Origin of the sequence: Paraeggerthella hominis, from assembly GCF_021044775.1 — a bacterium.
Classification (GTDB): Bacteria; Actinomycetota; Coriobacteriia; order Coriobacteriales; family Eggerthellaceae; genus Paraeggerthella; species Paraeggerthella hominis.
On the sequence record NZ_JAJNOQ010000004.1, the window covers coordinates 1 to 24,716 of the forward strand.

A 24,716-nucleotide genomic window follows, 5' to 3' on the forward strand; every position below is an offset into this window, starting at 1 on the left:
CCGTTCGACTTGCATGTGTTAGGCACGCCGCCAGCGTTCATCCTGAGCCAGGATCAAACTCTCCGTTTAAAAGAGTGCGGCATCGCTGCCGCGTTCGATCTTGGTTTCCCGCCGCCCGCCTCCCCGAGGGGTCCGCGGCCGGCCGGGGTCCGTCTCATGCGGATCCGTTCACTTGGCTTTTTTCTCGCTTGTTCTGCTTCTCAGTATCCGGTTTTCAAGGTTCTCGCGGACCCGCTTGCAGGCCCTCCGCTCGGTATGCAACCGTTTGCGGGAGGGTTCGTTTTCCCAATCGCTTTTCGGCGATTCGCGCTTCCCTCAAACGCGGGAGTTGTATATTACCGGTAAGTTCTAAGTAACGCAATGGTAAATTTCGAATTTGCTGCATATTTCGGGTGATAATTTGCAAAACCCCAGGTCACAGATTGTTGAGTTGTGAACTTTGCACACAACTGGTTTGCAACCCGAATCTAGCCCATGTAAAAGCACTCTTATAGAGAAGCACCCGGGTTCCCTCCTTGTCCTCGACCCATTCCGTTCCCGGATCCGGAAGAAGCCCCCTGCCCGAACCGTCCCCCGCCGGCTGGCCCATGACCCTCCCCTTTGCCGCCGGAAGTCGTCTCGCCATCGGGGTGAGCGCACGCCTCGATGCGATCGCGGAGCTCGCGCATGCTCATCTTCGAGCATGCTTCAAGCGTAACATTGGGATCGTACTCCATCAGCTCGAGAGCCGCACGGTAGCGACCGACCCCCATGCCCGCGTCGGCCGCAGCCGCTCGGTCTCCTTCACTTACGACGGCGCAGGCGCCCGCGCACGGCAGCGCCGCTAACTGCGCATCGCTCTCGGCCCGAAGGCTCTCAGCTTGCCGGTTGTCGCCCGACGTGACGCTCACTTCGACAAAAGACGTCTCCTGTATATAGGGAGCAAAGCCCTCGCTTTCCGTCAGCGCCTCCAATGCCGAAGCGTACGGACGATTTTCGAGCGAAACCGAATCCAGGACGGCACGGCCATCCTCGTTGAGCGCCCTTGCCTCCACGACCAATCCGAATCGGTTGACGGAAAGCTCGAGAGACGGGTTAACGTCTATTCCCACGTACGCCGTAGGCTCCGCGTACAGGCGGTATCCGCTCAGGCACGCAACCGCCAACACGAGGCACGCCGCAAGAGCCGCCACCCTGCGGACGCCATGCGCCCGGAAGTGGGAGCGCGGCGAGGGTTCTTTTTCAGAAGACGACCCCACCGGCGCGGGAACGGGAGCCTCGGCGGCGCAACGAGCCGCCTCTATGCAGGCAAGGGTTTGATTCTTCACGGATTCGGGAACCTTGACCTCGTCGAAGGCCTCTCGGACGCGCTGATCGAGATAGCTCATGACAAGACCTCCTTCAACTGCTGCTTGCCGCGCGCGATCCACGAGTAAACGGTGTTGACGGGCGCATCGACCATGCGGGCGATTTCGGGCGCGGTGTATCCTTCATAGAGCGAGAGGTACAAAGGCGTGCGCGGCGGATCGTCGAGCGACCTCATGGCGTCGGCCACCTCGCTCTCGAAAGAAGCCGGCTGAACCGCAGGATCCGTCGACACGGGATGCGGGGACGCCGCATCGGCATCGAACGAAACGTTGCGGCGGGCGGCGGCTTTCAGCATGTCTTTGCATACATTAGCTGACACGCGAATGAGCCAGGCTTTGCGATGCTCTTCGTTCTCGAACGCTGCACTGTCGGCGAGGGCGTACTTCATGAACGTATCTTGAAATGCGTCCTGAGCGTCGGCATGCGCGCGGAAATAGAGGCCGCACACGCGCCATACGGCATCGCCGTGAGCCTCTATAGCCCGCTCGATGTCTGTACCCGGTCTCATGGTGCGAACAAGTCGGCCTTTAGCCGCGCTGGCAACCGGCCCCGTAGCCGCAACCGGCTCCGCGACCCAGACCGAAGCCCTTGCCCTGGCCCTGTCCTTGGCCCTGACCCTGGCCGTACCCCGCGGAACCGCGGTTGTCGCAGACACCGTCGCCATCGGCGTCGACATAGCCGGAACCCGCGGCGCGACCGTCCACACGGTTGTCGCAGACGCCGTCGCCGTTGGCGTCGACGTAGCCCGAGCCCATGCCGCGACCGTCGACGCGGTTGTCGCAGACGCCGTCTTGATCGGCGTCGACGTAGCCCCCGCGCGCTGCGTTTGCCTCCTGATCGGCCAGTACGGGCTGCACGCGCGCGCTTTGCCCCAGCCCCATCCAAGCATGGGGCATCGCATTCGCGAACGCGACGGCGGGCACCGCAAGCGCCACCAGAGCGATGGCGGCGGCGATGGCGATGGTTTTCTTCTTCATGAATCGGTCCTCCTGGTTGTTCGTTCGTGCTTCCTTCATATACAACACGAACGAGCGGCGGCCATCCTTGCAAGAGTTTTGAAAAAAATGCAACAGAGGCGACCCGAAGGCCGCCTCTGCGATTAGACCAGCTTCACGAACTTGCGCTTGCCTACTTGCAGCACCGCGCCTTCGATTGCGGCCGGCTCCACGTTGTAGGACTTCGGAGGCAACGCTTCGCCGTTCACCTTGACGCCGCCGCCGTCGATCAGGCGCCGAGCCTCGCCGGCACTCCCCGCCAAACCGGCGTCAGCGATAAGCTTCGCCAGGTACACGAAGCCGTCCTCGTTCGGCGCCAAGTCGGCAGCGTACTCGGGGATGTCGTCGGGTACCGCATGCTGCTTGAACACGAGGTCGAACTGCTCTTCAGCTGCCGTGGCAGCCGCTTGGTCGTAGTACGCTTCCACGATGTTGCGAGCAAGCGCGCGCTTCACCTTATTAGGATGCAGCTCATCGGCAGCCAAGCCGCGCTCGATCGCGTCGATCTCGTCGACCGAGAAGGCGGAGGCCAGACGGTGGTACTTGATCATGAGCTCGTCGGGAATCGACATGACCTTGCCGAACATGTCGGCAGGCTCGTCGGTCAGGCCGATGTAGTTGCCGTAGCTCTTCGACATCTTCTGCACGCCGTCGGTGCCTTCGAGCAGCGGAAGCGTCAGGCACACCTGCGGCTCCATGCCCATCTTCTCCATGAGCTCGCGACCAGCCAACAGGTTGAACAGCTGGTCGGTGCCGCCCAGCTCGACGTCGGCCTTGATGACCACCGAGTCGTAAGCCTGCATGACGGGGTAGAGGAACTCGTGCAGGCTGATGGGCTGGTTGCCCGTGTAGCGGTTATGGAAATCGTCGCGCTCGAGAATACGGGCCACCGTGAAGTTACTGGCCACCTTGAGCAAGCCCTCCATGTTGAGGGAGAGCAGCCATTCGGAGTTGTAGCGCAGCGTGGTCTTCTCGGGATCGAGGATTTTGAACGCCTGGTCAACGTACGTTTGAGCGTTCACCTTGATCTGATCGGACGTGAGCTGCGGACGCGTGGAGTTACGGCCCGACGGATCGCCGATAAGCGCCGTGCCATCGCCGATGATGAGCGTGACGCCGTGACCGAGGTCCTGGAACTGGTGCAGCTTGCGCAGCGGAACCGCATGGCCCAGATGGATATCGGGAGCCGTAGGGTCGACGCCCAGCTTGATGTTGAGCGGCGTGCCGCGCTTGAGCTTTTCGAGCAGCGCGCTTTCCGGCACGATCTTCGCGGTGCCGGAAGCGATGATGTGCAGTTGTTCTTCAGCGGATAGCATCGTTTCCTCTTTCTTTGCCTCTACGTAAGTTGCGATTCTAGCACACATTGGGAAAGCCCGATCGAGCCCGAAGCGCTACGAAACCCCCCGGAACAGATGACCGCTTGTCGTTCCCGGCGTTTTCGCGATTGCGCTGCCGCTTGAGTTGGCGACGTTGCGCGCACGGACGACGCGAGCCACCGCCTGGGTTGTCTGCTCCACGTTCATGAGCGTGGTGTCGACCATGAGCGCGGTCAGACCGGCGCTTATCAAGTCGGGCAGCGCGTGGACCACGTCAAGCTGCACTGCGTTGTACAGGTGAGTGCGCCCGAGGGCATCGGTGACCACGGGGAACTCGAAATCTTTCCGATCGCGCAGGTAATGGGGGCTTTTGCGACGAGGGCACGCATCGCAATCCTGGTCGCACGGACCTTGGCTCATAAGCAGGCAATGCTCGGTCACCATGAGCTCTTGGGAGCCTATCACTGTAAGACCCAGCTCAACAGGGGAATCCTCCGCCAGGTCGGCGATCTGGCCCAAGGTCAGCTCGGGAGACAGCCACACGCGCTGAGCTCCTAGATTGGCGGCCGTGGCAAGCGAAAGCTCGTTCGTCACGGGAATGTGCGGGCCGACTTCCACCTGAGCTCCAAGTTCGACCGCGCGCACAAGCGCTCCCAGGTTTTCAACAAGAACGGGCTTGCCGGGCTTGACGTAGCGCCAAGCGTCGAAGTCGAGCGCCATCTCGCGCGTACCGGGCACAAGGTCATGCTCGATGGTGGGAAGGGCCACGACGGCCTGCTTCGGATAGCCGGCTTGCTCGGCCGTTTGCGATCGCTGGCCGGCAACGACGGCTTCGCCGCGCTTGTAATGCAAAGCGGGCACGTAGATGATATCCGCCCCTGCACGCTTCGCGGCACGAGCGCATGCGGGGTTCGTAGCCCATGCCGCAATGCGAAGCCCCTTCGGCCTGGCCGGCTGCGGGGTTTCGCGCACCGCCACGCGCGGAAGCGCGCGGTTGCAATCGCCTTCGAGCAGCAGGTCGACCAGTTCGTCCAAAGCTGCGGCGCGCACGCGATGCAGCTGGGAGAAGCCCACTCCCACGCCGTCGTCCAAATCGATATCCAGTCGTTCGATCGTAAACGGCGTTTGGCCGAGTCGGTCGATGTGAGCCCGCACGTCGTCTGCGGAAACGGGCTTCGTGCGCGCAGCCTCCACCACTTCGCCTTCCGCAACGGCAAGAGCTTCCGACGCAGCGGACGTGCGCGCGGCAGCCTGAGGCGCAAGCGAGAACTCGACGCGCAGCGGCTCGCCTATCTTCAGCACGGCGCGCCCGACGATCGGCACGCGCGGCTCGAACGCATCATCTTCGAAAGCTGCGGCGGCGCTGCGCACGCGAAACACGCGATCGCCCTTGCCCACCGGACGCTCCGGCGACACGCGCACGTTTCCTTCGCGATCAAGCTCGACGGAATCGAGCGTGTACGCGAAATGGCCTTTGTTCGTCCAAAACTCCAGGACGTCGCCGCGGACGAGCTCGCGCTCGGCGGCAACGGTTGCCACGCCGCCCTTGGCGGAAGCAACGCGCCCGACGAATACGCCTCGATTGTTGGGGCGCCCGTAGCTCATGATGTCATTGCCGCGCTCGCCCTCAAGGTACGCGGTGGTGAAACCGCGCGAGAACGCTTCGGCAAGCGCACGCTGCTCGTCGTCGTTCGCACGAGGGGCCTCCCCCACGCAACCCTGCGCACGCCAGGCGAGCACCCGATCGAGCACGGCCCGATACACGCTGGTGACCGCGAACACGTACTCGGGCGATTTCATGCGGCCCTCGATCTTGAACGAAGCGACGCCCGCCTGCACCAGTTCAGGCAACAAATCCACAGCGCACAGGTCCTGCGGGGAAAGCAGGTGGTCGCCCGGCGAGGGCAGGCTTTTGCGCAGCGCTTTGTTACGCAGCTCGTACGGCAAGCGGCACGCCTGCGCGCACATGCCTCGGTTTGCCGAGCGGCCTCCGATGAGCGACGACATGAAGCACTGGCCCGAATAGCACACGCACAGCGCACCATGTGCGAACGTTTCTACGTCCATGTCGAAGCCATGCGCAACCTCGGCCAAATGCGCGATCTCGGCAAGGGACAGCTCGCGAGCAAGCGTCACGCGACGCGCGCCCAAACGAGCCGCCGCCTCTATGCCCGCAGCGTTATGCGTGTTCATCTGCGTGGAAATATGCAGGCGCGCCTCCGGCAATGCGCGGGACACCTCAGCCGCCACGCCGATATCCTGCACGATGAACGCGTCGGCCCCGGCGCGGTATGCCTGTCGAATCGTTTCGAGCGCGCGCGTTAATTCGGAGGGCAACACGGCCGTGTTGAACGTCACGTACACGCTGACGCCGCGCAGGTGAGCGTAATCGCACGCCTCGGCGAACGTCTCCATCGTGAAGTTGTCGGCGCCGCGCCGAGCATTGAAAGAGTCGAGTCCGAGGTACACCGCATCGGCGCCGCCGCGAACGGCAGCATGAAGCGCGGCAGCGTTTCCGGCCGGAGCGAGCAGTTCGACATCGTGAAGCATGGCAATCCTTACCTATATATAATGAAATTCAACGGGAGGGCGCTGCGTCAAACCAGACGCGCTGCATCGCGATCCCCCGCCCCTCTGTCACTCAGCGATTCAGCTATAGCGCTATGGTAGTATAGTCGAACGATGAAAATACGCCGAAAACAGCGTGAAAAGCGCACCCATGCGGTGCAATGGCTGCTTCTTCTGACCACAGCGGCCCTGTGCTTCGTCGCCTTCTGGGGCGTACGAGGAATGCTCAACGTCATGAACCAGTGGACGGAAGATCTCCCATCCATCGAAGACACCGACTTCACCAGCCACGCGCAGGAATCCGTCATGTTCGCCGACGACGGTCAGACGGTCCTCGCCGAATTCCAGCTGGAAAAGCGCGACCCTATCGAACTGAGCCAAATAAGCCCATACGTCTTAAAAGGCACCGTAGACACGGAAGACGTGCGATTCTACGAACACGACGGCGTTGATTTTCCGGGCATCGCGCGCGCCCTCGTCAACAACCTGCGCGGCGGAAAGCTGGAGGGGGCGTCCACCATCACCCAGCAGCTTGTTCGGAACACCGTGCTGACGCAAGAAGCTCATGAGATTTCTTTCGAACGCAAGATTCGGGAAGCCGAACTGGCCGTCAATCTGGAGAAACGATTCTCCAAGGACGAAATCCTGCTCATGTACCTTAACACCATCAACTACGGAGACGGATGCTACGGCATCGAAGCGGCAGCGCGGAACTACTTTCAAACGTCGGCCGCCGACCTCACGCTCACCCAAGCTGCCACGCTCATCGGCATACCCCAATCCCCCACGTACCTCAATCCCAAGGAGCACCCCGAGGCATGCCTGGAGCGGCGAAACGTCGTGCTCGACCGCATGCTTTCTGCAGGAGACATCACGCGGGACGAGTACGAGGCGGCAACAAGCGCAGAGCTGGGACTCAGCCTTGCTCCGGACGCTCCCGCCGACGGCATCTACGCCTACCATTACTTCACCAGCTATGTGCGAGACCTTCTGCTATCCGAGAACAATCCGTACGGGTGCTCGTACGCGGACCTGTTCAAGGGCGGTTTGACCGTCTACACCTCCATCAACCCGAGCTTGCAAGACAAAGCAGAAGCCGCCTGCAGTGCGCAGCGCGAGCGGATGGATGCCGACCTAGAGGCATCGCTTGTTGCTATCGAAGCGCAAACAGGCCAGGTAAAGGCTATGGTGGGCGGCAGCGATTACGATACGAGCAAGGTGAACCTTGCAACCGGAACGGGCGGATCGGGACGCCAGGCGGGATCGACGTTCAAGGCGTTCACGCTAGCCGCCGCCATCGAGCAGGGCGTATCCCCGCAAACGCTCGTGGACTGCACGTCCCCCATGACGCATGTCATTGACGGGCAGAGCCACGAGTTCGAGAACTTCGACGGCTACAACTACGGGATTCGCAGCATCCAGAGCGCCACCGCCATCTCCTCGAACACCGGCTACCTGCGCCTTTCGGAAGCCATCGGGCAATCGTCCACCACCGAGATGGCTGCCCGCTTGGGGGTCGCATCGCCGATGACCACCGTGTATTCCACAACGCTGGGCGCCGCCGACGTTACGCCCCTTGACATGGCAACCGCCTACGCAACGCTGGCGTCGGGCGGGATCAAGCGCGCCCCTGTGGTGGTGACGAAAATCCTCGACCGCAACGGTCAGGTGATATACGAAGCTCCCGACACGAGCGAACGCGTGCTGGACGAACGCGTGACGGCAGCAACCACGAAAGTGCTGCGCACCGTATTCGAGACCGGCGAGGGCACCGCGAACAATGCGCGGCTCTACAGCGGCCAACCCGTTGCCGGAAAGACCGGCACTTCGAGCGACTTCGCCGACCATTGGCTGGTCGGCTACACGCCCGCCCTCTCGGTATCCACCTGGATCGGCAATCCGGCAGGCGCCATCGCAACCGATCGGGGCATCACCTGCAACGCGCTTTGGAAAGACTTCATGGACCGCGCGACCGAGGGGCAGGCTATCGAGCACTTCGTCTCGATGCAAGATCCTGCGTACAACAACCCGTACAACACCGCCCAGAAGAACAAGCTTGAGTCGCAGTTGAACAAGGACGAGGACGACAAGGACGATCGGCGCGATCTGCGCTCGGCCCCCAGCACCGTAGGACGCACGCTTTCGGAAGCCGCATCCATCCTCGAGGGCTACCCTGCAGGCTATCTCGAAGAGTATTCCGACACCGTGCCCGCAGGCATCGTCATAAGCCAAAGCGTACGAGACGGGCAAGTAGTCATCATCGTGTCGCTTGGACCTAAACCTTAGAACGGCGAAGCGCCGCAAGGACAATACAAGACGGGGTCAACGGCTTGCGTTCCGACCTGCGGTCGAAAACGGGCCGTTGACCCCGTCTCTTGCTTGGTTCCTTTTGCTTAGTTCTTTTCCGATGCCTTGTTGTCGCCCGACTGCAGCTTGCCGATGCCGTCATCGTACTGCTGCTTGATCTGCGCGACGCGGTCCGCGTACGTAGACCAATCGAAAGGCTGGGCTTCCGTTGCGCTGTCGATTTCGGTGTACAGGTCGATGTACGAGTTCAGCGCATCCTTCAAGCCGTTCGCTCCGTCGACGTATTCCTGCTGGATGTCCTTCAGGTCGTCGGGAACTTCAAGCTTGCCCAGCGAATCGATCGCCTTGAACGCATTGTCGGCCTGAGCGCGCATGCCCACTACGTCGCCGCGCGACACCGCGTCGGTGAAGCTGTCCAGCCTGCTTTTCAGATCCTCCATAACCTGGTTCACCTGGGTCATGTACTGACGGTTCTGGGACTGCTGCTGAGCGGCCGCAGAATCCTGCTGCGCGCAACCGCCCAAAGCGAACACCATGAGCACGCCCGCGAACAAAGCAACGAGCACTCGGGCGGATCTCGATCGTTTCATTATCTACCTGCTTTCCTGCATTGAATCGTCGTTATCGTATCGTAGCGGTTTTCGTCGGTCTTGAAACCGCTACACCGCATACAGCAAATGCTCGTACCCGAACGGTTGCCTGATCCACGCATCTACGCGCATCGAAACAGCGGCGGCCTGGGGCTTTGGATCCGGTTTCGGATCAGGCTCCGGGTCGGGTTTCGGATCGGGATCGGGCTTCGGATCGGGCGTGGGCGTAGGGTCGGGGGTAGGATCGGGCGTGGGCGTAGGCTTGGGCTTGGTGTCGCCCGTGCCGGTAGAGGGCTTCTCCTCTTCCTTCGACTCGTCCTCTTCCTTTTCCTTCGTCTCGCTGCCGTAAGCTCCGCCAATATGATACTTGGAATCGGAGTACGACGGCAGGTACTTGGGATCGCTGGCCGTCGGGAACTTCTCGGCCGGCTGACCTTCGAGCACCTGGTCCATGAAGTTGGCGAACACGTCCCCTGCGCTTACGCTCACGGGGATTTCCTCCACGTTGGAAGGATCGCCGAACCAGATAGCCACCGACAGCTGCGGGGTGATGCCGCAGAACGTGATGTCCTTGTAATCGCTCGACGTACCGGTTTTCGCAGCTACTTCCTGGCCGTTCGCCAACCGAGCGTTACCGCCCGTGCCCTCAGGATCGGTAACCACGGTCTTCATCACATCGGTTGTTGCCTTCGCCACTTCAGGAGACATGACGCGCTCGCCTCCGGGAGCCGAGTTGTCAGCAATGATATTGCCGTTCTTGTCGGAAATCCGCAAGATAGGCTGCGCATCGTACTTCGTACCGCCGTTCGCGATGGGAGCATACGACTTCGCCAAGTCGAGAACCGTCACGTTTTGCTGGCCCAGCGTCAGCGAACCTACCGGGTTCAGCGGCGAGGTGATGCCCATGTTCTTCGCAGTGTTGATAACCTTGTCGATGCCGACCGCCATCTCCAAGCGCACAAAGCCCGTGTTCGATGACTTCGCAAACGCCTTCTGCATGGAGATGTTGCCGAAGCTTTGATTGTTGATGTTGTTCAGCGGGTTGCTCGCAGGATAGCCGGCATCAGGTATAACGGCCGGAGACGTGCAGTCCACCATGGTCTTCGGATTGATCCCCGCCTCGAGCGCCGCAATGAGCGTAAACGTTTTGAACGTGGAACCGCAGGGACGACCGGGATTCGTCGGGTTCGTGCCCTTGCCCGTTGCGAGGTTCAATTCGCTGTCACCACGACCCCCTACCAGCGCCTTCACATGACCGGTGTTGGGATCGACGGCAACCAAAGCCCCTTGGATCGTGCCGCCGAGCCTCTGTTCCTTCTCCTCGATGGCGGCTTCGGCGGCCTGCTGCGCAGACACGTCAAGCGTCGTGACGATGGTAAGGCCGCCGGCGAAGATCTCGGCTACGCTGTACGTCTCTTTAAGCTTGTCGATGGCGTAGCTGGTGAAGTACTGGTAGGCCAGGATGCCATCGTTCGTGGGTACGGTTTGGTTGAGAATAAGCTCCTCGGCCTTCGCCGCATCGCATTCCTCCTGGGTGATGACCCCGTTCGAAAGCATGCGGTCAAGCACGACGTTGCGCCGAGACACGCAGTTATCCAGGTTGTTGATCGGTTCGTTGTACGTGGGCGACTGGGGAATGCCGACGAGCGCGGCTGATTCCGCCAGCGTCAGGTCGGCCGCGTTCTTCGAGAAGTAGCGCTCCGCCGCAGCCTCGATGCCGTAGGTAGCGTTGCCGTAGTTGATGGTGTTGAGGTACATGAGCAGGATCTGGTCCTTGCTGTACACCTCTTCCAGCTTGACGGACAGGTACATCTCGCGCACCTTGCGCTTGAGCGAGATCTCGGTCATCTCGTCGGACAGGATGGTGTTGCGGACGAACTGCTGCGTGATGGTGGACGCGCCTTCGCGGCCAGAGCCGGTCAACGTCACCACGGCCGCGCGCATGATGCCCCAAAGATCAAAGCCGCCATGCTCGTAGAAGCGCTCGTCCTCGGTGGCAACCGTGCCCTTCACCACGTACGGGCTGATCGCGTCGAGCGAGGAAACCGGGTCGCGGTTCTCCAGCTGCAGCTTCGCCAGCTGCGTGGTCTCATCGCTCGCGTACATTTCGGACGGATGAGAAACGTTCAGGTCCTCGACTTGCGATACGTCATACGTAGTCAAATCGCCGATCCACGACGTTCCGAGCGCATATATACCTACGCCGCCAGCGGTTACGACGGCAACGAGCACGGTGAATATCACCAAAAGGCCAATGGATGGATGCTTCTTTTTAATGCTCGGCCTGTTTTTTATCGAACGTGAAGCCACGTGACACCTCCCAGAAAACTTCGCCCAATTGTATCATCGGGACATGGCTCCCCATGAATCAACATAAACTTGTTGGAAAAAGGGCATAACGCAAAACGCCCGGTCGGAACGTAAAAGTACCGACCGGGCGGTCATGTTGCCCAGCGTTTTGCGAAGGATGCGCCTTGGAGCGAAACGGCTACAGAGACGCCTCGTCGGCAGCGAGCGCGCTCTTCGCTTGCTCCAGCTGCACCCGTACGGCGCTGCCTCCGGTTCCGCCTTCGGTGATGCGCGCGGAAACGATGCTTGCCAGGTCAAGCTCGTTCACGATATCGTCTTCGAACAGGTCGCTTGCTGCTTTGAAGTCTTCGATCGACAGATCGCTCAGGTCGCATCCGCGCTGTTCGCACGTCAAAACCAAGTGGCCAACCACCGCGTGGGCGTTTCTGAACGGCAAGCCTTTCTTAGCCAGATAATCAGCCACGTCCGTAGCCGCCAGATAGCCCTTCTTCGCTTGAGAGAGCATCGAAGCCGGCTTCACCTCCATGGTCTCGATCATGCCGGCTGCGCACACCAGGCAGTCCTCGAGGGTTTTTGCCGCGTCGACGGCACCTTCCTTGTCTTCCTGGAGGTCCTTGTTGTACGCCAGCGGCAAAGCCTTCATGGTGACGAGCAGCGCGACCAGGTCCCCCACCACGCGACCTGTTTTCCCGCGGATGAGCTCCGCGAAATCAGGGTTCTTTTTCTGCGGCATGATGGACGAGCCCGTAGAAAACGCATCCGAAAGCTCGATGAAATCGAACTCGGAGGTGGACCACAGCACGATCTCTTCGCACAAGCGCGACAGGTGCATGCACGAAACGCTGCACGCGTACGAAAGATCCAGCAGAAAGTCGCGATCGGACACCGCATCGAGAGAATTGGGGATCACGTTCGAAAATCCCAGGTCATCTGCCGTCATTTGCCGATCAAGCGGGTAGGTGGTTCCCGCGAGAGCAGCGGACCCCAGCGGGCTGGCATCCGCTGCGCGACGAGCGGCCGCCAAACGCTCGAAGTCTCGCGTGAGCATCCATACGTACGCCAGCATGTGATGGGAGAACAGCACGGGCTGCGCATGCTGCAGGTGCGTGTAACCGGGAAGAATGACGTCGAAGTGCTCCTCTGCCTGCGTGATGAGCGCCTTGCGCAGCATGACGTTCGCCTCCATAAGCTGCGTGCACCGCTGCTTCGCGAACAGGCGCGTGTCGGTTGCCACCTGGTCGTTGCGGCTGCGCCCGGTATGCAGGCGGGCGCCCGCGTCCCCTATGTCGGCGATAAGCGCACGCTCCACGGACATGTGAATGTCCTCGTCGTTGATATTGAACTCGAACGTCCCCGCATCGATGCGCGCCTTGATGCGATCAAGGCCGCCGACGATCGCGGCCGCGTCATCGTTGGAGATGACGCCCGTTTTCGCGAGCATGCGCGCATGGGCCTGCGATCCTGCTATGTCCTGCGCGTACAGCGCCTTGTCAACCGGCAGCGATGCTCCGAACCGCTGCGTGAACTCGCTCACGTCCTGGGTGAATCTACCCGACCAAAGTGCCATGGTACCGTCCCTTTTATCGTATCGTTTCAGTTCCGCGCGTCGGGCGGGCGTCCGCAACGCCCCGCCCGAACACCTGCGCGCCTACGCCAGCTCGGCTTCGGCGGCGACCACCTGCTTCCAAATGGGAGTCACGTCTTCGTACTTGCCCTTGGTCAAAGGGCCCTCCTGCTTTTCGGCGTCGAACAGCTCGGCCGGAGCGCCTTCCTTCCGGCGATTCGAGGCCCAGGTCTTCGCAGACAGCGTGTTGAGCTGGATGAAGCCCTTGGCGGCCTCGTGATCGAACACATCATCGGCGTCGTAGGTTGCCAGCGCGTAATCGTAAAGCGAATACGAGCTTCTCCGGCCGACCACCGTGCAGGATCCCTTGTAGAACTTGAGCCGAACGGTACCGCACAGGCAACGCTGCGTGTTGAGCAGGAACGCGTCGATGGCTTCCTTGAGGGGCGAGAACCACTGGCCGTTGTACACGCACTTCGCCCACGCCTGCTCCATGCCCAGCTTGAAGTGCAGCACTTCGCGCTCGAGCACCAGGTCTTCGAGCGCTTTGTGCGCCTGAATGAGCGACAGGGCACCTGGCACCTCATAACACTCCCGGCTCTTCACGCCGACCAGCCGGTTCTCGATCATGTCGATGCGACCGTAGCCGTGCTTTCCCGCAATCTCGTTCAGCGCGTATATGATGCCGAAGAAGCTTTTCTGGTTGCCATCGAGCATGTACGGCAAACCGCGCATGAACTCGATCTCGACGTACTGCGGCTCGTCAGGAGCCTCGACGGGGTCAACGGTCATGGCATAGATGTCCGCCGGAGGCTCCGCCCACGGGTCTTCGAGCACGCCGCACTCAATTGCCCGGCCCCACAGGTTGTCGTCGATGGAGTACGGGGATTTTTTGGTGGTGGGCACCTCGATGCCGTGCTGCTGGGCCCATTCCATTTCCTCGGGGCGGGTCTTCAGATCCCATTCGCGCACCGGGGACAGAATCTCGAGATCGGGGTCGAGCATCGTGATGCTGGCCTCGAAGCGCACTTGATCATTGCCCTTGCCCGTGCAGCCGTGCGCAATGTACTTCGCGCCGAACGCATGGGCTGCGTCCACGAGATGCTTGGATATCAGAGGCCGCGACAAAGCGGAGACCAGCGGGTACTTGTTCTCGTACATCGCGTTGGCGGCTAACGCCTTGCTCAGGTACTCCTGAACGAACGTCTGCCGCATGTCCACCACGATACATTCGAGCGCGCCCGATTTGAGCGCTTTCTGCTTGATCTTTTCGAGGCCTTCGTGCTCTTGCCCCACGTCGCCCACCACTGCGATGACGTCGAGGTTCTTTTCCACCTGAAGCCACTTGATGCAGCACGACGTATCCAGCCCGCCCGAATAAGCAAGTACAACTTTATCCTTCTGATCAGCCATGATTATGTGTTCCTTCCTTTGATGGCTTGTACCTGATTTCATGCCCGTTTCGCAATGCAGGTACAGAAAGCCACCCCCTTCAACCGAAAGGAGGTATGCCAAGGAAGGCGTCGAGGAAAATCGAGCGCACGTGATCCGTACATGCACCGCGGCTTTTCGCTGCGGCACAGCCAAGCCGGGCGACTTGGATGCGGGTGCTTATACTAAGCTTGGGGTGAAGGTGGGGAGGAAAAGCGTCTCCCGCAAAAGAAAGTAGACGACTAACGTCGTCGCAGTCGGTCGATGGCGCGCTCAACTTCAACGGCAGCCTCGGGGCTTTCCGCTGCGATCATGATCGTGTTGTCGCCTGCCACTGTTCCCAGAGCACCGCGCAGGCTGGCCTTATCGAGCGCAGCAGAGACGCCGGCAGCTCCGCCGGAAAACGTCTTGACTACGACCATGTTGCCTGCCACGTGTACCTCTTCGACCAATTCGGAAACCATACGCTGGAGTCGCATCTCCTCAGGGAGAACGTAATAGCCCTCGCGCGACTTCACCAGACCCATGTCCATGATGTCGCGGGATATCGTAGCCTGAGTGCACTCATAGCCAGCGGCCTGCAGCTGATTTGCGAGATCTCGCTGCGTCTTGACATTGTGCTCGCGAATGATGTCGCGAATAATGTCATGCCGTTGTTGCCGCTTCCTCATGCCTGCGATACCCTCTGTTCCTCGAGAACGATCACATACAATTCCGCTCATTCATTCTCGCATGAGGTATGCAAAATTGCGAAACACTCAGCGAAAATATGCATTAAATAGTACCTCATAATTCGGCTTTTCTAGCCCAGAATTTCAAAAGTCTCGAAACTTTTCCGGTAAGCGAGCTGCACGCGAATACCACGCACGTGCGTGCAGCTCTCACCGAGGCGCCCCAGGACCGACTCGTCCCAAGACGTGTCTTTTCTAGTACGAACTCAAGATGTCGCGCAAGCGCTCCCCCAGCGTATCGACATCGGCTTCCGTGCATACGAGCGGAGGCAGGAAGCGAAGCGTATGCGGGCCGGTGCAGTTGAGCAGCAACCCCTTGTCAAGCCCCGCGGAAACGACGTCGGACGCGTTCACGTGCTCTTCAAGGTCTGCGGCAACCATCAGCCCCAGGCCGCGCACCTCGACCACGTGCGGAAGCCCTTCGAGCATCGCGCGCAGGTACGCGCCCACCCGCTCGACGTTTTGAGCTGCGCCTTCGCTTGCCAGCGTACTGAGCGTGGCCTCGGCAGCGGCAACCGCCAAACAGCTGCCGCCGAACGTGGATCCGTGATCCCCTGCCCCGAAAGAGGCCGCCACTTCCGCACGGGCAGCGCACATGCCCATGGGAACGCCCGACGCGACGCCCTTCGCAATGGTCACGATATCGGGAACCACGCCGAAGTGCTGGAAGCCGAACGGGTGCGTTCCGCAACGGTAGATGCCGCACTGGATCTCATCGCACATGAACAGGGCGCCGCGCTCTTCGGTAAGGCGACGAACAGCTTGCAGGAATTCCGTCGTGCACGGATGCACGCCGCTTTCCCCTTGAACGCACTCCACCATGACCGCGCAAATCGCATCGCCCTGGCTTGCGAACAAGGCTTCCAGCGCTTCGACGTCGTTGAGAGGGGTTCGCACGAACCCGTCGGGCAAAGGCTGAAATGCCTCCTGCTTCGCAGGCTGGGCCGTTGCCGCCAACGTGGCAAGCGTTCGCCCGTGGAAGCTGCGATCGAGCGTGACGATGATGCGCGGTGCGGCCTCGGCGGCGGCATGCGCCGCAGCTTCGTCGGCGCCGGAAGCCAAAGCGGCAGCGCGGGCGCGCTTCTTCGCATGCAGGCGGGCCAGCTTGAACGCGCACTCGTTCGCCTCGGCGCCCGAATTGGAGAAGAAGCTCTTCCACAGCGCGCGGAGCTCTTCGGGGACGCAAGCGTTCAGAAGGTCGGACACCATGCGCGCCGCTTCCCCGCGATGCTCGATGTAGTAGTAGTTGCTCACGTGAATCAACGACCGGGCCTGCTCTTCGAGCGCCGACACGAGAGCCGGATGGCAATGCCCCAGGCTGACCGCGCCTACGCCGGAAACGAAATCGAGGTACGAACGTCCCTGCGCGTCTTCAACCCGCATGCCCGAACCGCGTACAAGCTCTACAGGCTTGCGCGCATACGTTCCCATGACGAAATCGGATTCCAGCTGCTGTTCTTCTTGAAAGCCCATGATTGCGCTCCTAACCGTTCGACGATACCGCGTTGGCTGCCTGGCGATTCTCTAAAAGCTTGGAAGCGAAGTTACCCAGCGGATGCGAATCGAACGCGCATGCCTCCTCGGTGGAATGCATGGTGGTTCCCACGCCGGTGCTGGTCAAAAGCTCCAGCAGCAAAGAATGCGGAGTTGTCCCGTTCAGGATGTGAGCGCGGAACACGCCGGCATCCAACGCGTGAATGCAGGACTTGAGCTTGGGTATCATGCCCGTGGACACGATATTGTTCTCAACCATGTACTGCGCCTCGAACAGCGTCAGGTTCGAGATGAGCGAATCTTTATTCTCGAAGTTCTCGTACAGGCCGTCCACGTCGGTGAGGAACACCACCTTGTGCGCGCCGATGGCCGCAGCTATATGACCGGCGACCATGTCGGCGTTCACGTTGTAGAAGCCGCCGTCCTCGCCAAGGGCCACCGAGGCCACCACGGGAATGTAATCAGCGCTTACGAGGTCGTCCAGAAGAGGACGGTTGATGCGCGTGATGCGGCCCACGCGGCCCAGTTCCGGCGAAGCCTGCTCGGCTACGATGACGCCCGCATCGGCGCCGCTCACGCCTACGGCGAAGTTGCCATGCTCGTTCAATGCCTCGACAAGCTCCTGGTTCACCTTGCCCATGAGCACCGTGCGCACCAGGTCCATGGCCTCGGGCGTGGTGACGCGCTGGCCTTCCCGAAACTCCACGGGAAACTGCATGAGATCCATGGCTTCGGTGATAGCTTTGCCGCCGCCGTGCACGATAACGGGATTCACGCCGACGATCTTCAGCAGCACGATATCGTTCATGACGTCGGCGCGCAGCCGCCCGTCGACCATAGCGGAGCCGCCGTACTTGATGACAACGGTTTTACCTGTAATGTTCTTAATCCACGGCAGCGCCTCGACGAGGACTTCGGCAGCCTTGGTTGATGCGCCCTTGGGGCGTGTATCCTTCGCGTATTTCATGAGCGGTAATCTCCGTTGATCGTAATGTAGTCGTGCGTGAAGTCGCACGTCCAAACCGTAGTTTCCGAATTTCCTGCGCCGAGGTCTACGTCGATGACAATCTCGGCCTCCTCGAACCGGCGCAAAGCCTCGTCCTCGTCGAACGCGACGGTCAAGCCGCCCCGGCACACGGGCATGCCCATGATGTCGATTGCAGCGTCTTCCTGGCGAAACGCGGCGCCGCTTTTCCCGATGGCCGCCGCAATGCGGCCCCAGTTGGCGTCGTGACCGAACACGGCCGTCTTGACCAGCGGCGAATTGGCCACGGCGCGGGCCGCCGCGTCAGCATCTTGGTCGGTCGCAGCACCGGACACGTTAACCGTGACCAGACGCGTTGCCCCTTCGCCGTCTGCAGCCATCGCGCGAGCAAGGTTTTGGCAAACCGCATGAAGCGCCTGCTCGAAGCGCGCGAACGCCAAGCCGGACGGATCGAACGACGGCGCGCCCTGCGGTGCAGCCTCGCCGCTTGCGAACAGGAAGCACGAATCGTTCGTCGACGTGTCGGAATCGACCGTCACCTTGTTGAAGCTGACGTCGACCGCACGAACGAGCGCGTCATGGAGCGCATTGGACGCGATGGGCGCATCCGTCGTGATGACGGCGATCATCGTGGCCATGTTCGGCATGATCATGCCGGAGCCCTTCGCCATGCCGCCCACCGTGAACGTGCAGCCGTCGTAGCCAACGCCGTCGCCCGAAAACGTGACGGCAGCTTCCTTAGGCCGCGTGTCGGTCGTCATGATGGCGCGAGCCGCCTGGGCGCCGCCTTCCGCTGAAAGCTGGCCGACCGCCTGGGGCAAGCCGGTCCCGAACGGAGCCAGGGGCAGGTGCACGCCGATGACGCCAGTGGAGGCCACCAGCACCTCGTCAGCAGGGCAACCCACGGCGTCGCCGGCAAGGCGAGCCGTCTCTTCCGCAGCTTCAAGACCGATAGCGCCCGTTGCCGCGTTCGCATTTCCCGAGTTCACCACCACCGCGCGCGCCGTGCCGTAGCCCACGCCGTCGAGGTGTCGGCGCGATACCGTGACCGGAGCCGAGCAGAACACGTTTTTCGTGAATGCGGCGGCGCAGGCGCACGGCTGGTCGGCAGCGACCAGCGCAAGATCCAAGCGACCGACCTCCTTGCGGAAGCCCGCATGCACGCCGGCTGCTCGAAATCCGCGCGCGGACGTCACGCCGCCGCCCTCGACCGGCGGAGGCACCGTCGCGCCGAATGGCGCGGAAACCGGGCGCAAAGGCGCCACGGAATCGCCCGTGGCCGATGTCGGCGAATTGGTCTGGTGCGTCATAACAGCCTCTTTCTCGTGAGGGTCGACGGGAATCACACCGGAACGGCAATCGGTTCAAGACCGCAGGTCTGGGGTATTCCCCATACCGCGTTCGCGCACTGCACGGCCTGCCCGGCCGCGCCTTTCGCCAGGTTGTCGATAGCGCATACCGCAATGAGCATACGCGCGCGTTCATTGACGGCAAGCCCGATATGGGCATAGTTCGTGCCCGCGACCGACGATGTCTTGGGCATCAAGCCGGCGTCAAGCACCTGCACGAACGGGGCATCGCGGTAAAACGCGCGGTAACGATCGAGGACGGCGGCTGCATCGTCGGCGACATCGGCAGCAAGCGGAATGTTGACGGTCGAAAGCAGCCCCCGGTTAAGCGGCGCAAGGTGCGGCGTGAACACGAGCCGCCCGTCCATGCCAAGGATCTGCTCGATCTCGGGCGTATGGCGATGCGTGGCGACACCGTACGCCTCCAGGTTCTCGTCCGCAAAGCAGAAGTGCGTGCGGGCAGAAGCCTTCTTGCCAGCGCCGGTCACGCCCGAAATAGCATCAACCACCACCGGCGCGCCATCGGCGGCAAGCCCTGCGCGCACCGCAGGCGCAGCCGCAAGCGACGTGGCCGTAGGATAGCAGCCCGCGCACGCGACCAGCACGCCCTTGCCTTCCGCCCGGTCGACAGCCGCACGGGCAAGATCGTCGGGGAACAGCTCAGGCAGGCCGAAAGCAGCCCGCGCAAGCAAGTCGGTCTGCGTATGGGGCGTTGCATACCACTGCTCGTAAACCGCAGGATCCTTCAAACGGAAATCAGCCGAAAGATCGACCACCGTTGCCCCGCGCTCAACAAGGCGCGGCGCCATGGCCATGGCCGCAGTGTGCGGCACGGCAAGAAACACGAGGTCGCATGCGTCGAGCGCAGGACCATCGTGCGTGGAGAACGCAAGATCGGTAGCTCCGGTGAACCCGGGATACTCGGAAGCGACGGACGAGCCGGCCAATTCGTTGGACGTGACCACGCGCAGTTCGAACTCGGGGTGACGTAAAATGAGCCTCGTCAGCTCAATGCCTGCGAATCCGGCCGCTCCAACGATTCCCGTTGCGATCGCCATGTCGATCCCCTCCGTCTTCCGTATGCCCGCACCGCAGGCTCGACGTTTCGGCTCGCTTGTTTTGTGCGGTTGCACAAAACAGAAGCGATTCAATACCGGAGACCATCCTAAAAAAGATCTGGCCGTTTGACAAGCATGGAAATGAAAAGGATACACGAGCAGCAGAGCAGCTGCTCGAAAACACTCCAGCTGCCCTGCTACTTATTCGGCGTGTGGCGGTACGTGGGCACGGCGCTTTCCAGAATGGCCACCGCTTCTTCGTCGCTTTTACCCAAAGCAACCTTCAGCTCATCGAGCTTCGCCGCCACCTCGTTGTAGCTGATGTCCTGACCGGTAGAGATCATGATGGATTGGTTGTCGGTGGGAAGCGTGCTCTCTTCGTCCATCAACAGCTCTTCGTACATCTTCTCGCCTTCGCGCAGGCCCGTGAACACGATTTTGACGTCCACGTCGGGCGTGAGCCCCTGCAGCTGAATAAGGCCCTTCGCCAAGTCGACGATCTTGACCGGCTCCCCCATGTCAAGAATGAAGATCTCGCCGCCATGGGCCATGCCGCCAGCCTGGATGACCAGACGCGAGGCTTCCGGAATGGTCATGAAGAACCGCTCGATTTCAGGATGCGTGACCGTAACCGGCCCGCCCGCGGCGATCTGGCGCTGGAACACCGGGATGACGCTGCCGTTGCTGCCAAGGACGTTACCGAAACGAACTGCCGAGAAGATGGTCTTCGACGTGCGTGCGTAATACTGGACCACCATTTCGCCCATGCGCTTGGTGGCTCCCATGACGCTGGTGGGGTTCACCGCCTTGTCGGTGGAGATGAAGATGAAGCGGGCGGCGCCGTAGGCATCGGCTGCGCGCACGGTGTTGAGCGTTCCGAACACGTTGTTGCGCAGGGCCTCGCGCGGGCACGACTCCATCAAGGGAACGTGCTTGTGGGCGGCCGCATGAAACACCGCGGCAGGGCGGTACTTCGAGAACACCTCGTCGATGCGCGTTTCTTCGCATACGCTTCCGATTTCGATAACCACTTCGATGTCGTCGTACTCGGACAGCAGCTCGTTGCGCAGCATATACGCATCGTTTTCGTAAATGTCGAAGATGACGATGCGCGCAGGAGCCACCTTGCACAGCTGACGGCACAGCTCGCTGCCGATGGAACCGCCACCGCCCGTGACAAGCACGGTCTCGCCCGCGATGTAGCCCGACACGGCTCGCGTGTTGAGCACGATCTCCTCGCGGCCGAGCAGGTCGGCCACATCGACGTCGCGCAAGGTGACGTCGCCGATCTCGTCAAGCGAAAGCTCGCGCACGTTCGGCAGCGTGCGCAGCTTGCAATCGGTTTTCGTGCATTCGCCGTAAATGCGCTTGCGCTCCTCGGGCGTCGACGACGGAATGGCCACGACGATCTGCCGGATGTCGTACTTGTCAACCAGCGCAACGATGTCGTCGGTAGTGCCCTCCACCTTCACGCCATGGATGCGGCTGCCTCGCTTGGATCGGTCGTCGTCGGTGGCCACCAGCGGAATGCCGGGCATGAGCGGATCCATCGAGGCCATGCGGCCGATGGCCAGAGAGCCGGTTTCGCCTGCGCCCACCACGAGCGTCCGGGGGCGATCGCACGTGCGCTGCGCCGAGGCGAGCGCGCGGCCTTTCTGCCGCATGACGCGGAAGAGGAAGCGAATGCCCCCCATGAAGAATATGAGCAGAAAGCAGGCCACGAAGAACACGCGTATGGGAAGGCGCACGTCGATGACCCAAAGAAACACGGCGCCGCCCAACGTGGAAAGCACCACGGCCAAGACGATCTGGATCGCCTCGTCAACGCTGGCATACTCCCATAAGTTGCTGTAGAGGCGGAACATTCCCAGCACAACGACGTTTATGATGGCCAAGATGCCCAGCATAAAGTAGATCTCGTTGTTGACGAAGACCTCGCCTTCCACATCGGTGAGAAGAGATGCCAGCCAATACGCGGCGTATGTTGTAACTATGTCGAGCAGTAGCAGTAGCGCTGTTCTTTTTGTGATACGAACGTCCAAACCCAGCCTCGTCCCCGAATGGAAAAGCGAATGGATATCATTTTGCCGACAAGCTCGGCGACCAAAAGAGTATTGTATAGAAAATACCGTACGATTTCATCGGTCATACGATGTTCAGGAGTCTGCTACATGAATAAAACAGCCACACGCGACGGCGCGGCTTCCGCTTGCACGATGCAGCACCAGCCCGCGCGCGAACAAAACATTGAAGCGCTGACGGCTTTTTTCGAGAGCGGCATCAAGCCCGAGGGAAGCCGCGGCCAGCTGGGAATCGAGCTGGAGCACACCATCGTGCACGACGATATGAGCCCCGTTTCCTATAGCGGTCAACACGGAGTTGCCTGGCTGCTCGAGCAGCTTCGCGCTCAGTACCCCGAAGCAACCACCGACCCCGAAGGCGATCTGCTGGGCGTGGCCCGCCCGGGCGAAGCTGTCACCATCGAGCCCGCCGCCCAGGTGGAGCTTTCTGCGGGCCCCTTCTCCGACCTGGACAAAGCTCGCGAAACGTTCGACAAGTTCGAGCGCTTGGTCGAAAAAATCCTAACGCCCGTGGGCGAGCGCATGCTCACCGAGGGGTACCACCCAACTGCAACGGCGCGCAGCTTGGAGCTCATTCCGAAACGGCGCTACCAGTTCATGAACCTGTACTTGAGCGAGAAGGACACGTGCGGTCCCTGCATGATGCGGGGCAGCGCCTCTACGCAAGTGTCCATCGACTACACCAGCACGGCAGACTGCCTCCGCAAGCTGCGTCTAGCGTATGCGCTGGTCCCGATCCTGTCGCTTATCACCGACAACACGCCCGTGTTCGAAGGGAAGCCCCGCACGCACCAGCTGGTGCGCACCAAGATCTGGCAGCACATGGACAACGATCGATGCGGACTGGTGCCGGGCGTGCTGGACCCCGGGTTCGACCTTCGAAGCTACGCCGCCTACATCCTTGACGCTCCAGCCATCCTGGTTCCCTGCAAAAAGGAGCAGTGGTGCTATTCGGAGCGCACGTTCGGCGACATCTACGCCGACCGCGTCATGACGAGCGCCGAAGTGGAGCACGCCGTGTCCATGTTCTTCAACGACGTGCGCCTGAAAACCTACATTGAGATCAGGCCCGCGGATGCCATGCCCATCCCCTACGTCATCGCGTATGCGAGCCTTATCAAGGGGCTGTTCTACTCCCCCGAAAGCCTTGATGCGCTCGACGAGCTGTTCGCACAGGTGAACGCGAGGGACTACGAGGATGCGAAAAACGCGCTCATGGCGCACGGATACGAGGCGACCGTGTACGGAAAGCCCGTCGCAAAGCTGTGCGATCGCGTGATCGAGCTGGCCAAGCGCGGACTGGAAGCCGAAGACCGCCCCCACCTGGAACCGCTTGCCCGCCTGGTCGAGCAGCGCACGACGCTGGCAACGCTTGCGGAAAGATCCCGATGAGCAACGAAGGGCGCCTGGTGAAGGTGGCGTACCGCGGGTTCTTCGACGATGGGTTCACGTTCATCGACCAAACCGAGCAGCCCATCGAATTCCCTTGCCTTGACGGGTGGATGCCGCCGGAGTTCATCGAAACGGTGCGCGACATGGCCGTTGGCGAAACGCGGCTTGCCCGCGCAGGGGCGGACGTCGCCTACGAAGATCGCCGAGACGATCGGGTCATGGAGATGCCGCTCGATCGGATTCCTTCAGACGCCCGTTTGGTCGTGGGAGAGATCGTTAGCCTGGAAGGCGTCGACGGACGCGTGTGCCCGGCTCGTTTGATCGAGTTGTCGAATACACACGCCGTATTCGACTTCAACCACGATGCCGTGTGCAAAGCGCTGAATTTCGAGATAACCCTGCTTGAGGCGCACGACATGCCTCCAAGAGGACGCTTGCAAACTTGTGGCAACTTGGAGCAAGTTTGTCCCGCCGACGAGAATGACGAAAACACTCAGGTAGACTGAGGATATTGATTTCTAGATGAAAAGGAGCTCTTATGAGCAACGAAGGCAAGAAGGTCAAGGTCCACTACACGGGAACGCTTGACGACGGCTCCAAGTTCGATTCTTCCGTGGATCGAGGCGAGCCCATCGAGTTCACGTGCATGGCCGGCCAGATGATCCCCGGCTTCGACACGGCCGTGAAGGACATGGCTCAGGGAGAGACGAAAACGGTCCATATCCCCGCAGCCGAGGCGTACGGCGAGCGCGACGACAGCATGATCCAGCAGGTTCCCATCGATCAGATCCCGAATGGCAACGAGCTTCCCGTGGGACAGACCGTGTACATGATGGGCCCTGGCGGCCAGCCCTTCCCCGTGTTCGTCAAGTCTATCGAAGATGGCGTGGCAACGTTTGACATGAACCACGAACTAGCGGGCAAGGACCTCAACTTCGAGATCACGCTGGTTGAGGCTGCCGACTAACGGTCGATGCTCCATATCTTTTCAAAGAAGGCGCCCGCGGGCGTCTTCTTGTTTTAGCGTCGATTTCCTTGGCGGCGCGCTGGCGGCAACGCGCGGAGAGAAGCGCGCAAGGCATCGTGCGAACCGCACGAAAAGGAACTGACGAAGCGCGGGCATGTTGCATGCCGCCCAAGCGAGCAATCCGAACCAGCAATGCATCGAGGGCCACGTCGCTCTCAACGCAGCCCTCGA

General features: G+C 61.2%; 19 protein-coding genes and 1 rRNA gene. 4 read left to right on the forward strand and 16 right to left on the reverse strand.

Annotated features, from left to right (window positions below; genetic code table 11):
- From LQE90_RS05440 to LQE90_RS05465, 6 genes are all read right to left on the reverse strand, one after another.
- Positions 1-69 (reverse strand): 16S ribosomal RNA (locus LQE90_RS05440); the annotation flags it as partial.
- A gap of 419 nt (positions 70-488) precedes the next feature.
- Positions 489-1,367: an anti-sigma-I factor RsgI family protein gene (locus LQE90_RS05445; RefSeq protein ID WP_216528852.1), complete on the reverse strand. Its 879-nt coding sequence runs from the start codon at positions 1,365-1,367 to the stop codon at positions 489-491.
- Positions 1,364-1,855 (reverse strand): RNA polymerase sigma factor, encoded by a 492-nt coding sequence (locus tag LQE90_RS05450; RefSeq protein WP_216528851.1) that lies wholly within the window; start codon positions 1,853-1,855, stop codon positions 1,364-1,366. Before LQE90_RS05450 ends, LQE90_RS05445 begins: the two co-directional genes overlap by 4 nt.
- Before the next feature lie 19 nt (positions 1,856-1,874).
- Positions 1,875-2,324, reverse strand: coding sequence for a hypothetical protein (locus LQE90_RS05455; RefSeq protein ID WP_216528850.1), 450 nt, complete (start codon positions 2,322-2,324; stop codon positions 1,875-1,877).
- Between the two features lie 122 nt (positions 2,325-2,446).
- Entirely contained in the window at positions 2,447-3,658 is a 1,212-nt protein-coding gene (gene tyrS / locus LQE90_RS05460; protein WP_216528849.1) for a tyrosine--tRNA ligase, read from the reverse strand.
- A gap of 75 nt (positions 3,659-3,733) precedes the next feature.
- Entirely contained in the window at positions 3,734-6,208 is a 2,475-nt protein-coding gene (locus tag LQE90_RS05465) for a U32 family peptidase (protein WP_216528848.1), read from the reverse strand.
- A 132-nt stretch (positions 6,209-6,340) separates the two neighbouring features.
- Here LQE90_RS05465 and LQE90_RS05470 point away from each other — a divergent pair, with 132 nt between their 5' ends.
- Positions 6,341-8,512: a transglycosylase domain-containing protein gene (locus LQE90_RS05470; RefSeq protein WP_216528847.1), complete on the forward strand. Its 2,172-nt coding sequence runs from the start codon at positions 6,341-6,343 to the stop codon at positions 8,510-8,512.
- Positions 8,513-8,619: 107 nt separating this feature from the next.
- Here the strand turns inward: LQE90_RS05470 and LQE90_RS05475 are convergent, their stop codons facing one another.
- The 10 genes from LQE90_RS05475 to LQE90_RS05520 all read right to left on the reverse strand — a co-directional run bounded on the left by LQE90_RS05475 (position 8,620) and on the right by LQE90_RS05520 (position 21,952).
- Positions 8,620-9,123 carry a hypothetical protein gene (locus tag LQE90_RS05475; RefSeq protein WP_216528846.1) on the reverse strand — a complete coding sequence of 168 codons (504 nt, stop codon included), beginning with the start codon at positions 9,121-9,123 and terminating at the stop codon, positions 8,620-8,622.
- A gap of 69 nt (positions 9,124-9,192) precedes the next feature.
- Entirely contained in the window at positions 9,193-11,433 is a 2,241-nt protein-coding gene (locus LQE90_RS05480; RefSeq protein ID WP_216528845.1) for a transglycosylase domain-containing protein, read from the reverse strand.
- A gap of 178 nt (positions 11,434-11,611) precedes the next feature.
- On the reverse strand, positions 11,612-13,000 hold the full coding sequence (argH, locus tag LQE90_RS05485) for an argininosuccinate lyase (protein WP_216528844.1): 1,389 nt from the start codon (positions 12,998-13,000) through the stop codon (positions 11,612-11,614).
- Positions 13,001-13,081: 81 nt separating this feature from the next.
- Complete coding sequence (locus LQE90_RS05490) at positions 13,082-14,410, reverse strand: argininosuccinate synthase (protein ID WP_216528843.1); 1,329 nt, start codon at positions 14,408-14,410, stop codon at positions 13,082-13,084.
- Positions 14,411-14,670: 260 nt separating this feature from the next.
- Positions 14,671-15,099: an arginine repressor gene (locus LQE90_RS05495; protein ID WP_009305040.1), complete on the reverse strand. Its 429-nt coding sequence runs from the start codon at positions 15,097-15,099 to the stop codon at positions 14,671-14,673.
- A 255-nt stretch (positions 15,100-15,354) separates the two neighbouring features.
- Complete coding sequence (locus LQE90_RS05500; protein ID WP_216528842.1) at positions 15,355-16,632, reverse strand: aminotransferase class III-fold pyridoxal phosphate-dependent enzyme; 1,278 nt, start codon at positions 16,630-16,632, stop codon at positions 15,355-15,357.
- A gap of 10 nt (positions 16,633-16,642) precedes the next feature.
- Entirely contained in the window at positions 16,643-17,620 is a 978-nt protein-coding gene (gene argB, locus LQE90_RS05505; protein WP_114567629.1) for an acetylglutamate kinase, read from the reverse strand.
- The gene (gene argJ, locus LQE90_RS05510) at positions 17,617-18,948 is read right to left on the reverse strand and encodes a bifunctional glutamate N-acetyltransferase/amino-acid acetyltransferase ArgJ (RefSeq protein ID WP_216528841.1); all 1,332 of its coding nucleotides are present in this window, start codon (positions 18,946-18,948) and stop codon (positions 17,617-17,619) included. Before argJ ends, argB begins: the two co-directional genes overlap by 4 nt.
- A gap of 32 nt (positions 18,949-18,980) precedes the next feature.
- The gene (gene argC / locus LQE90_RS05515; RefSeq protein ID WP_216528840.1) at positions 18,981-20,045 is read right to left on the reverse strand and encodes an N-acetyl-gamma-glutamyl-phosphate reductase; all 1,065 of its coding nucleotides are present in this window, start codon (positions 20,043-20,045) and stop codon (positions 18,981-18,983) included.
- Between the two features lie 197 nt (positions 20,046-20,242).
- Positions 20,243-21,952 (reverse strand): polysaccharide biosynthesis protein, encoded by a 1,710-nt coding sequence (locus LQE90_RS05520; protein WP_225749519.1) that lies wholly within the window; start codon positions 21,950-21,952, stop codon positions 20,243-20,245.
- Positions 21,953-22,216: 264 nt separating this feature from the next.
- On the opposite strand from LQE90_RS05520, the gene LQE90_RS05525 reads away from it, so the two are divergent.
- The 3 genes from LQE90_RS05525 to LQE90_RS05535 are packed head-to-tail and all read left to right on the forward strand — an operon-like array spanning position 22,217 to position 24,485.
- Positions 22,217-23,518, forward strand: coding sequence for a glutamate-cysteine ligase family protein (locus tag LQE90_RS05525; protein WP_216528839.1), 1,302 nt, complete (start codon positions 22,217-22,219; stop codon positions 23,516-23,518).
- Positions 23,515-24,024 carry an FKBP-type peptidyl-prolyl cis-trans isomerase gene (locus LQE90_RS05530; protein ID WP_216528838.1) on the forward strand — a complete coding sequence of 170 codons (510 nt, stop codon included), beginning with the start codon at positions 23,515-23,517 and terminating at the stop codon, positions 24,022-24,024. Before LQE90_RS05525 ends, LQE90_RS05530 begins: the two co-directional genes overlap by 4 nt.
- Positions 24,025-24,056: 32 nt before the next feature.
- Positions 24,057-24,485 carry an FKBP-type peptidyl-prolyl cis-trans isomerase gene (locus tag LQE90_RS05535; RefSeq protein WP_216528837.1) on the forward strand — a complete coding sequence of 143 codons (429 nt, stop codon included), beginning with the start codon at positions 24,057-24,059 and terminating at the stop codon, positions 24,483-24,485.
- Positions 24,486-24,716 lie beyond the last annotated feature (231 nt).

What these genes read in the sequence shown, in the direction of transcription:
- LQE90_RS05455 (WP_216528850.1), bottom strand. Translation starts at nt 2,324, where the DNA reads ATGAAGAAGAAAACCATCGCCATCGCCGCCGCCATCGCTCTGGTGGCG.
- LQE90_RS05500 (WP_216528842.1), bottom strand. Translation starts at nt 16,632, where the DNA reads ATGGGCTTTCAAGAAGAACAGCAGCTGGAATCCGATTTCGTCATGGGA.
- argH (WP_216528844.1), bottom strand. Translation starts at nt 13,000, where the DNA reads ATGGCACTTTGGTCGGGTAGATTCACCCAGGACGTGAGCGAGTTCACG.
- argB (WP_114567629.1), bottom strand. Translation starts at nt 17,620, where the DNA reads ATGAAATACGCGAAGGATACACGCCCCAAGGGCGCATCAACCAAGGCT.
- LQE90_RS05465 (WP_216528848.1), bottom strand. Translation starts at nt 6,208, where the DNA reads ATGCTTCACGATGTCGAACTGCTCGCTCCGGCCGGAAACGCTGCCGCG.
- LQE90_RS05525 (WP_216528839.1), top strand. Translation starts at nt 22,217, where the DNA reads ATGAATAAAACAGCCACACGCGACGGCGCGGCTTCCGCTTGCACGATG.
- LQE90_RS05450 (WP_216528851.1), bottom strand. Translation starts at nt 1,855, where the DNA reads ATGAGACCGGGTACAGACATCGAGCGGGCTATAGAGGCTCACGGCGAT.
- argJ (WP_216528841.1), bottom strand. Translation starts at nt 18,948, where the DNA reads ATGACGCACCAGACCAATTCGCCGACATCGGCCACGGGCGATTCCGTG.
- LQE90_RS05535 (WP_216528837.1), top strand. Translation starts at nt 24,057, where the DNA reads ATGAGCAACGAAGGCAAGAAGGTCAAGGTCCACTACACGGGAACGCTT.
- LQE90_RS05470 (WP_216528847.1), top strand. Translation starts at nt 6,341, where the DNA reads ATGAAAATACGCCGAAAACAGCGTGAAAAGCGCACCCATGCGGTGCAA.
- LQE90_RS05520 (WP_225749519.1), bottom strand. Translation starts at nt 21,952, where the DNA reads ATGCTGGGCATCTTGGCCATCATAAACGTCGTTGTGCTGGGAATGTTC.
- LQE90_RS05475 (WP_216528846.1), bottom strand. Translation starts at nt 9,123, where the DNA reads ATGAAACGATCGAGATCCGCCCGAGTGCTCGTTGCTTTGTTCGCGGGC.
- LQE90_RS05445 (WP_216528852.1), bottom strand. Translation starts at nt 1,367, where the DNA reads ATGAGCTATCTCGATCAGCGCGTCCGAGAGGCCTTCGACGAGGTCAAG.
- LQE90_RS05490 (WP_216528843.1), bottom strand. Translation starts at nt 14,410, where the DNA reads ATGGCTGATCAGAAGGATAAAGTTGTACTTGCTTATTCGGGCGGGCTG.
- tyrS (WP_216528849.1), bottom strand. Translation starts at nt 3,658, where the DNA reads ATGCTATCCGCTGAAGAACAACTGCACATCATCGCTTCCGGCACCGCG.
- argC (WP_216528840.1), bottom strand. Translation starts at nt 20,045, where the DNA reads ATGGCGATCGCAACGGGAATCGTTGGAGCGGCCGGATTCGCAGGCATT.
- LQE90_RS05495 (WP_009305040.1), bottom strand. Translation starts at nt 15,099, where the DNA reads ATGAGGAAGCGGCAACAACGGCATGACATTATTCGCGACATCATTCGC.
- LQE90_RS05530 (WP_216528838.1), top strand. Translation starts at nt 23,515, where the DNA reads ATGAGCAACGAAGGGCGCCTGGTGAAGGTGGCGTACCGCGGGTTCTTC.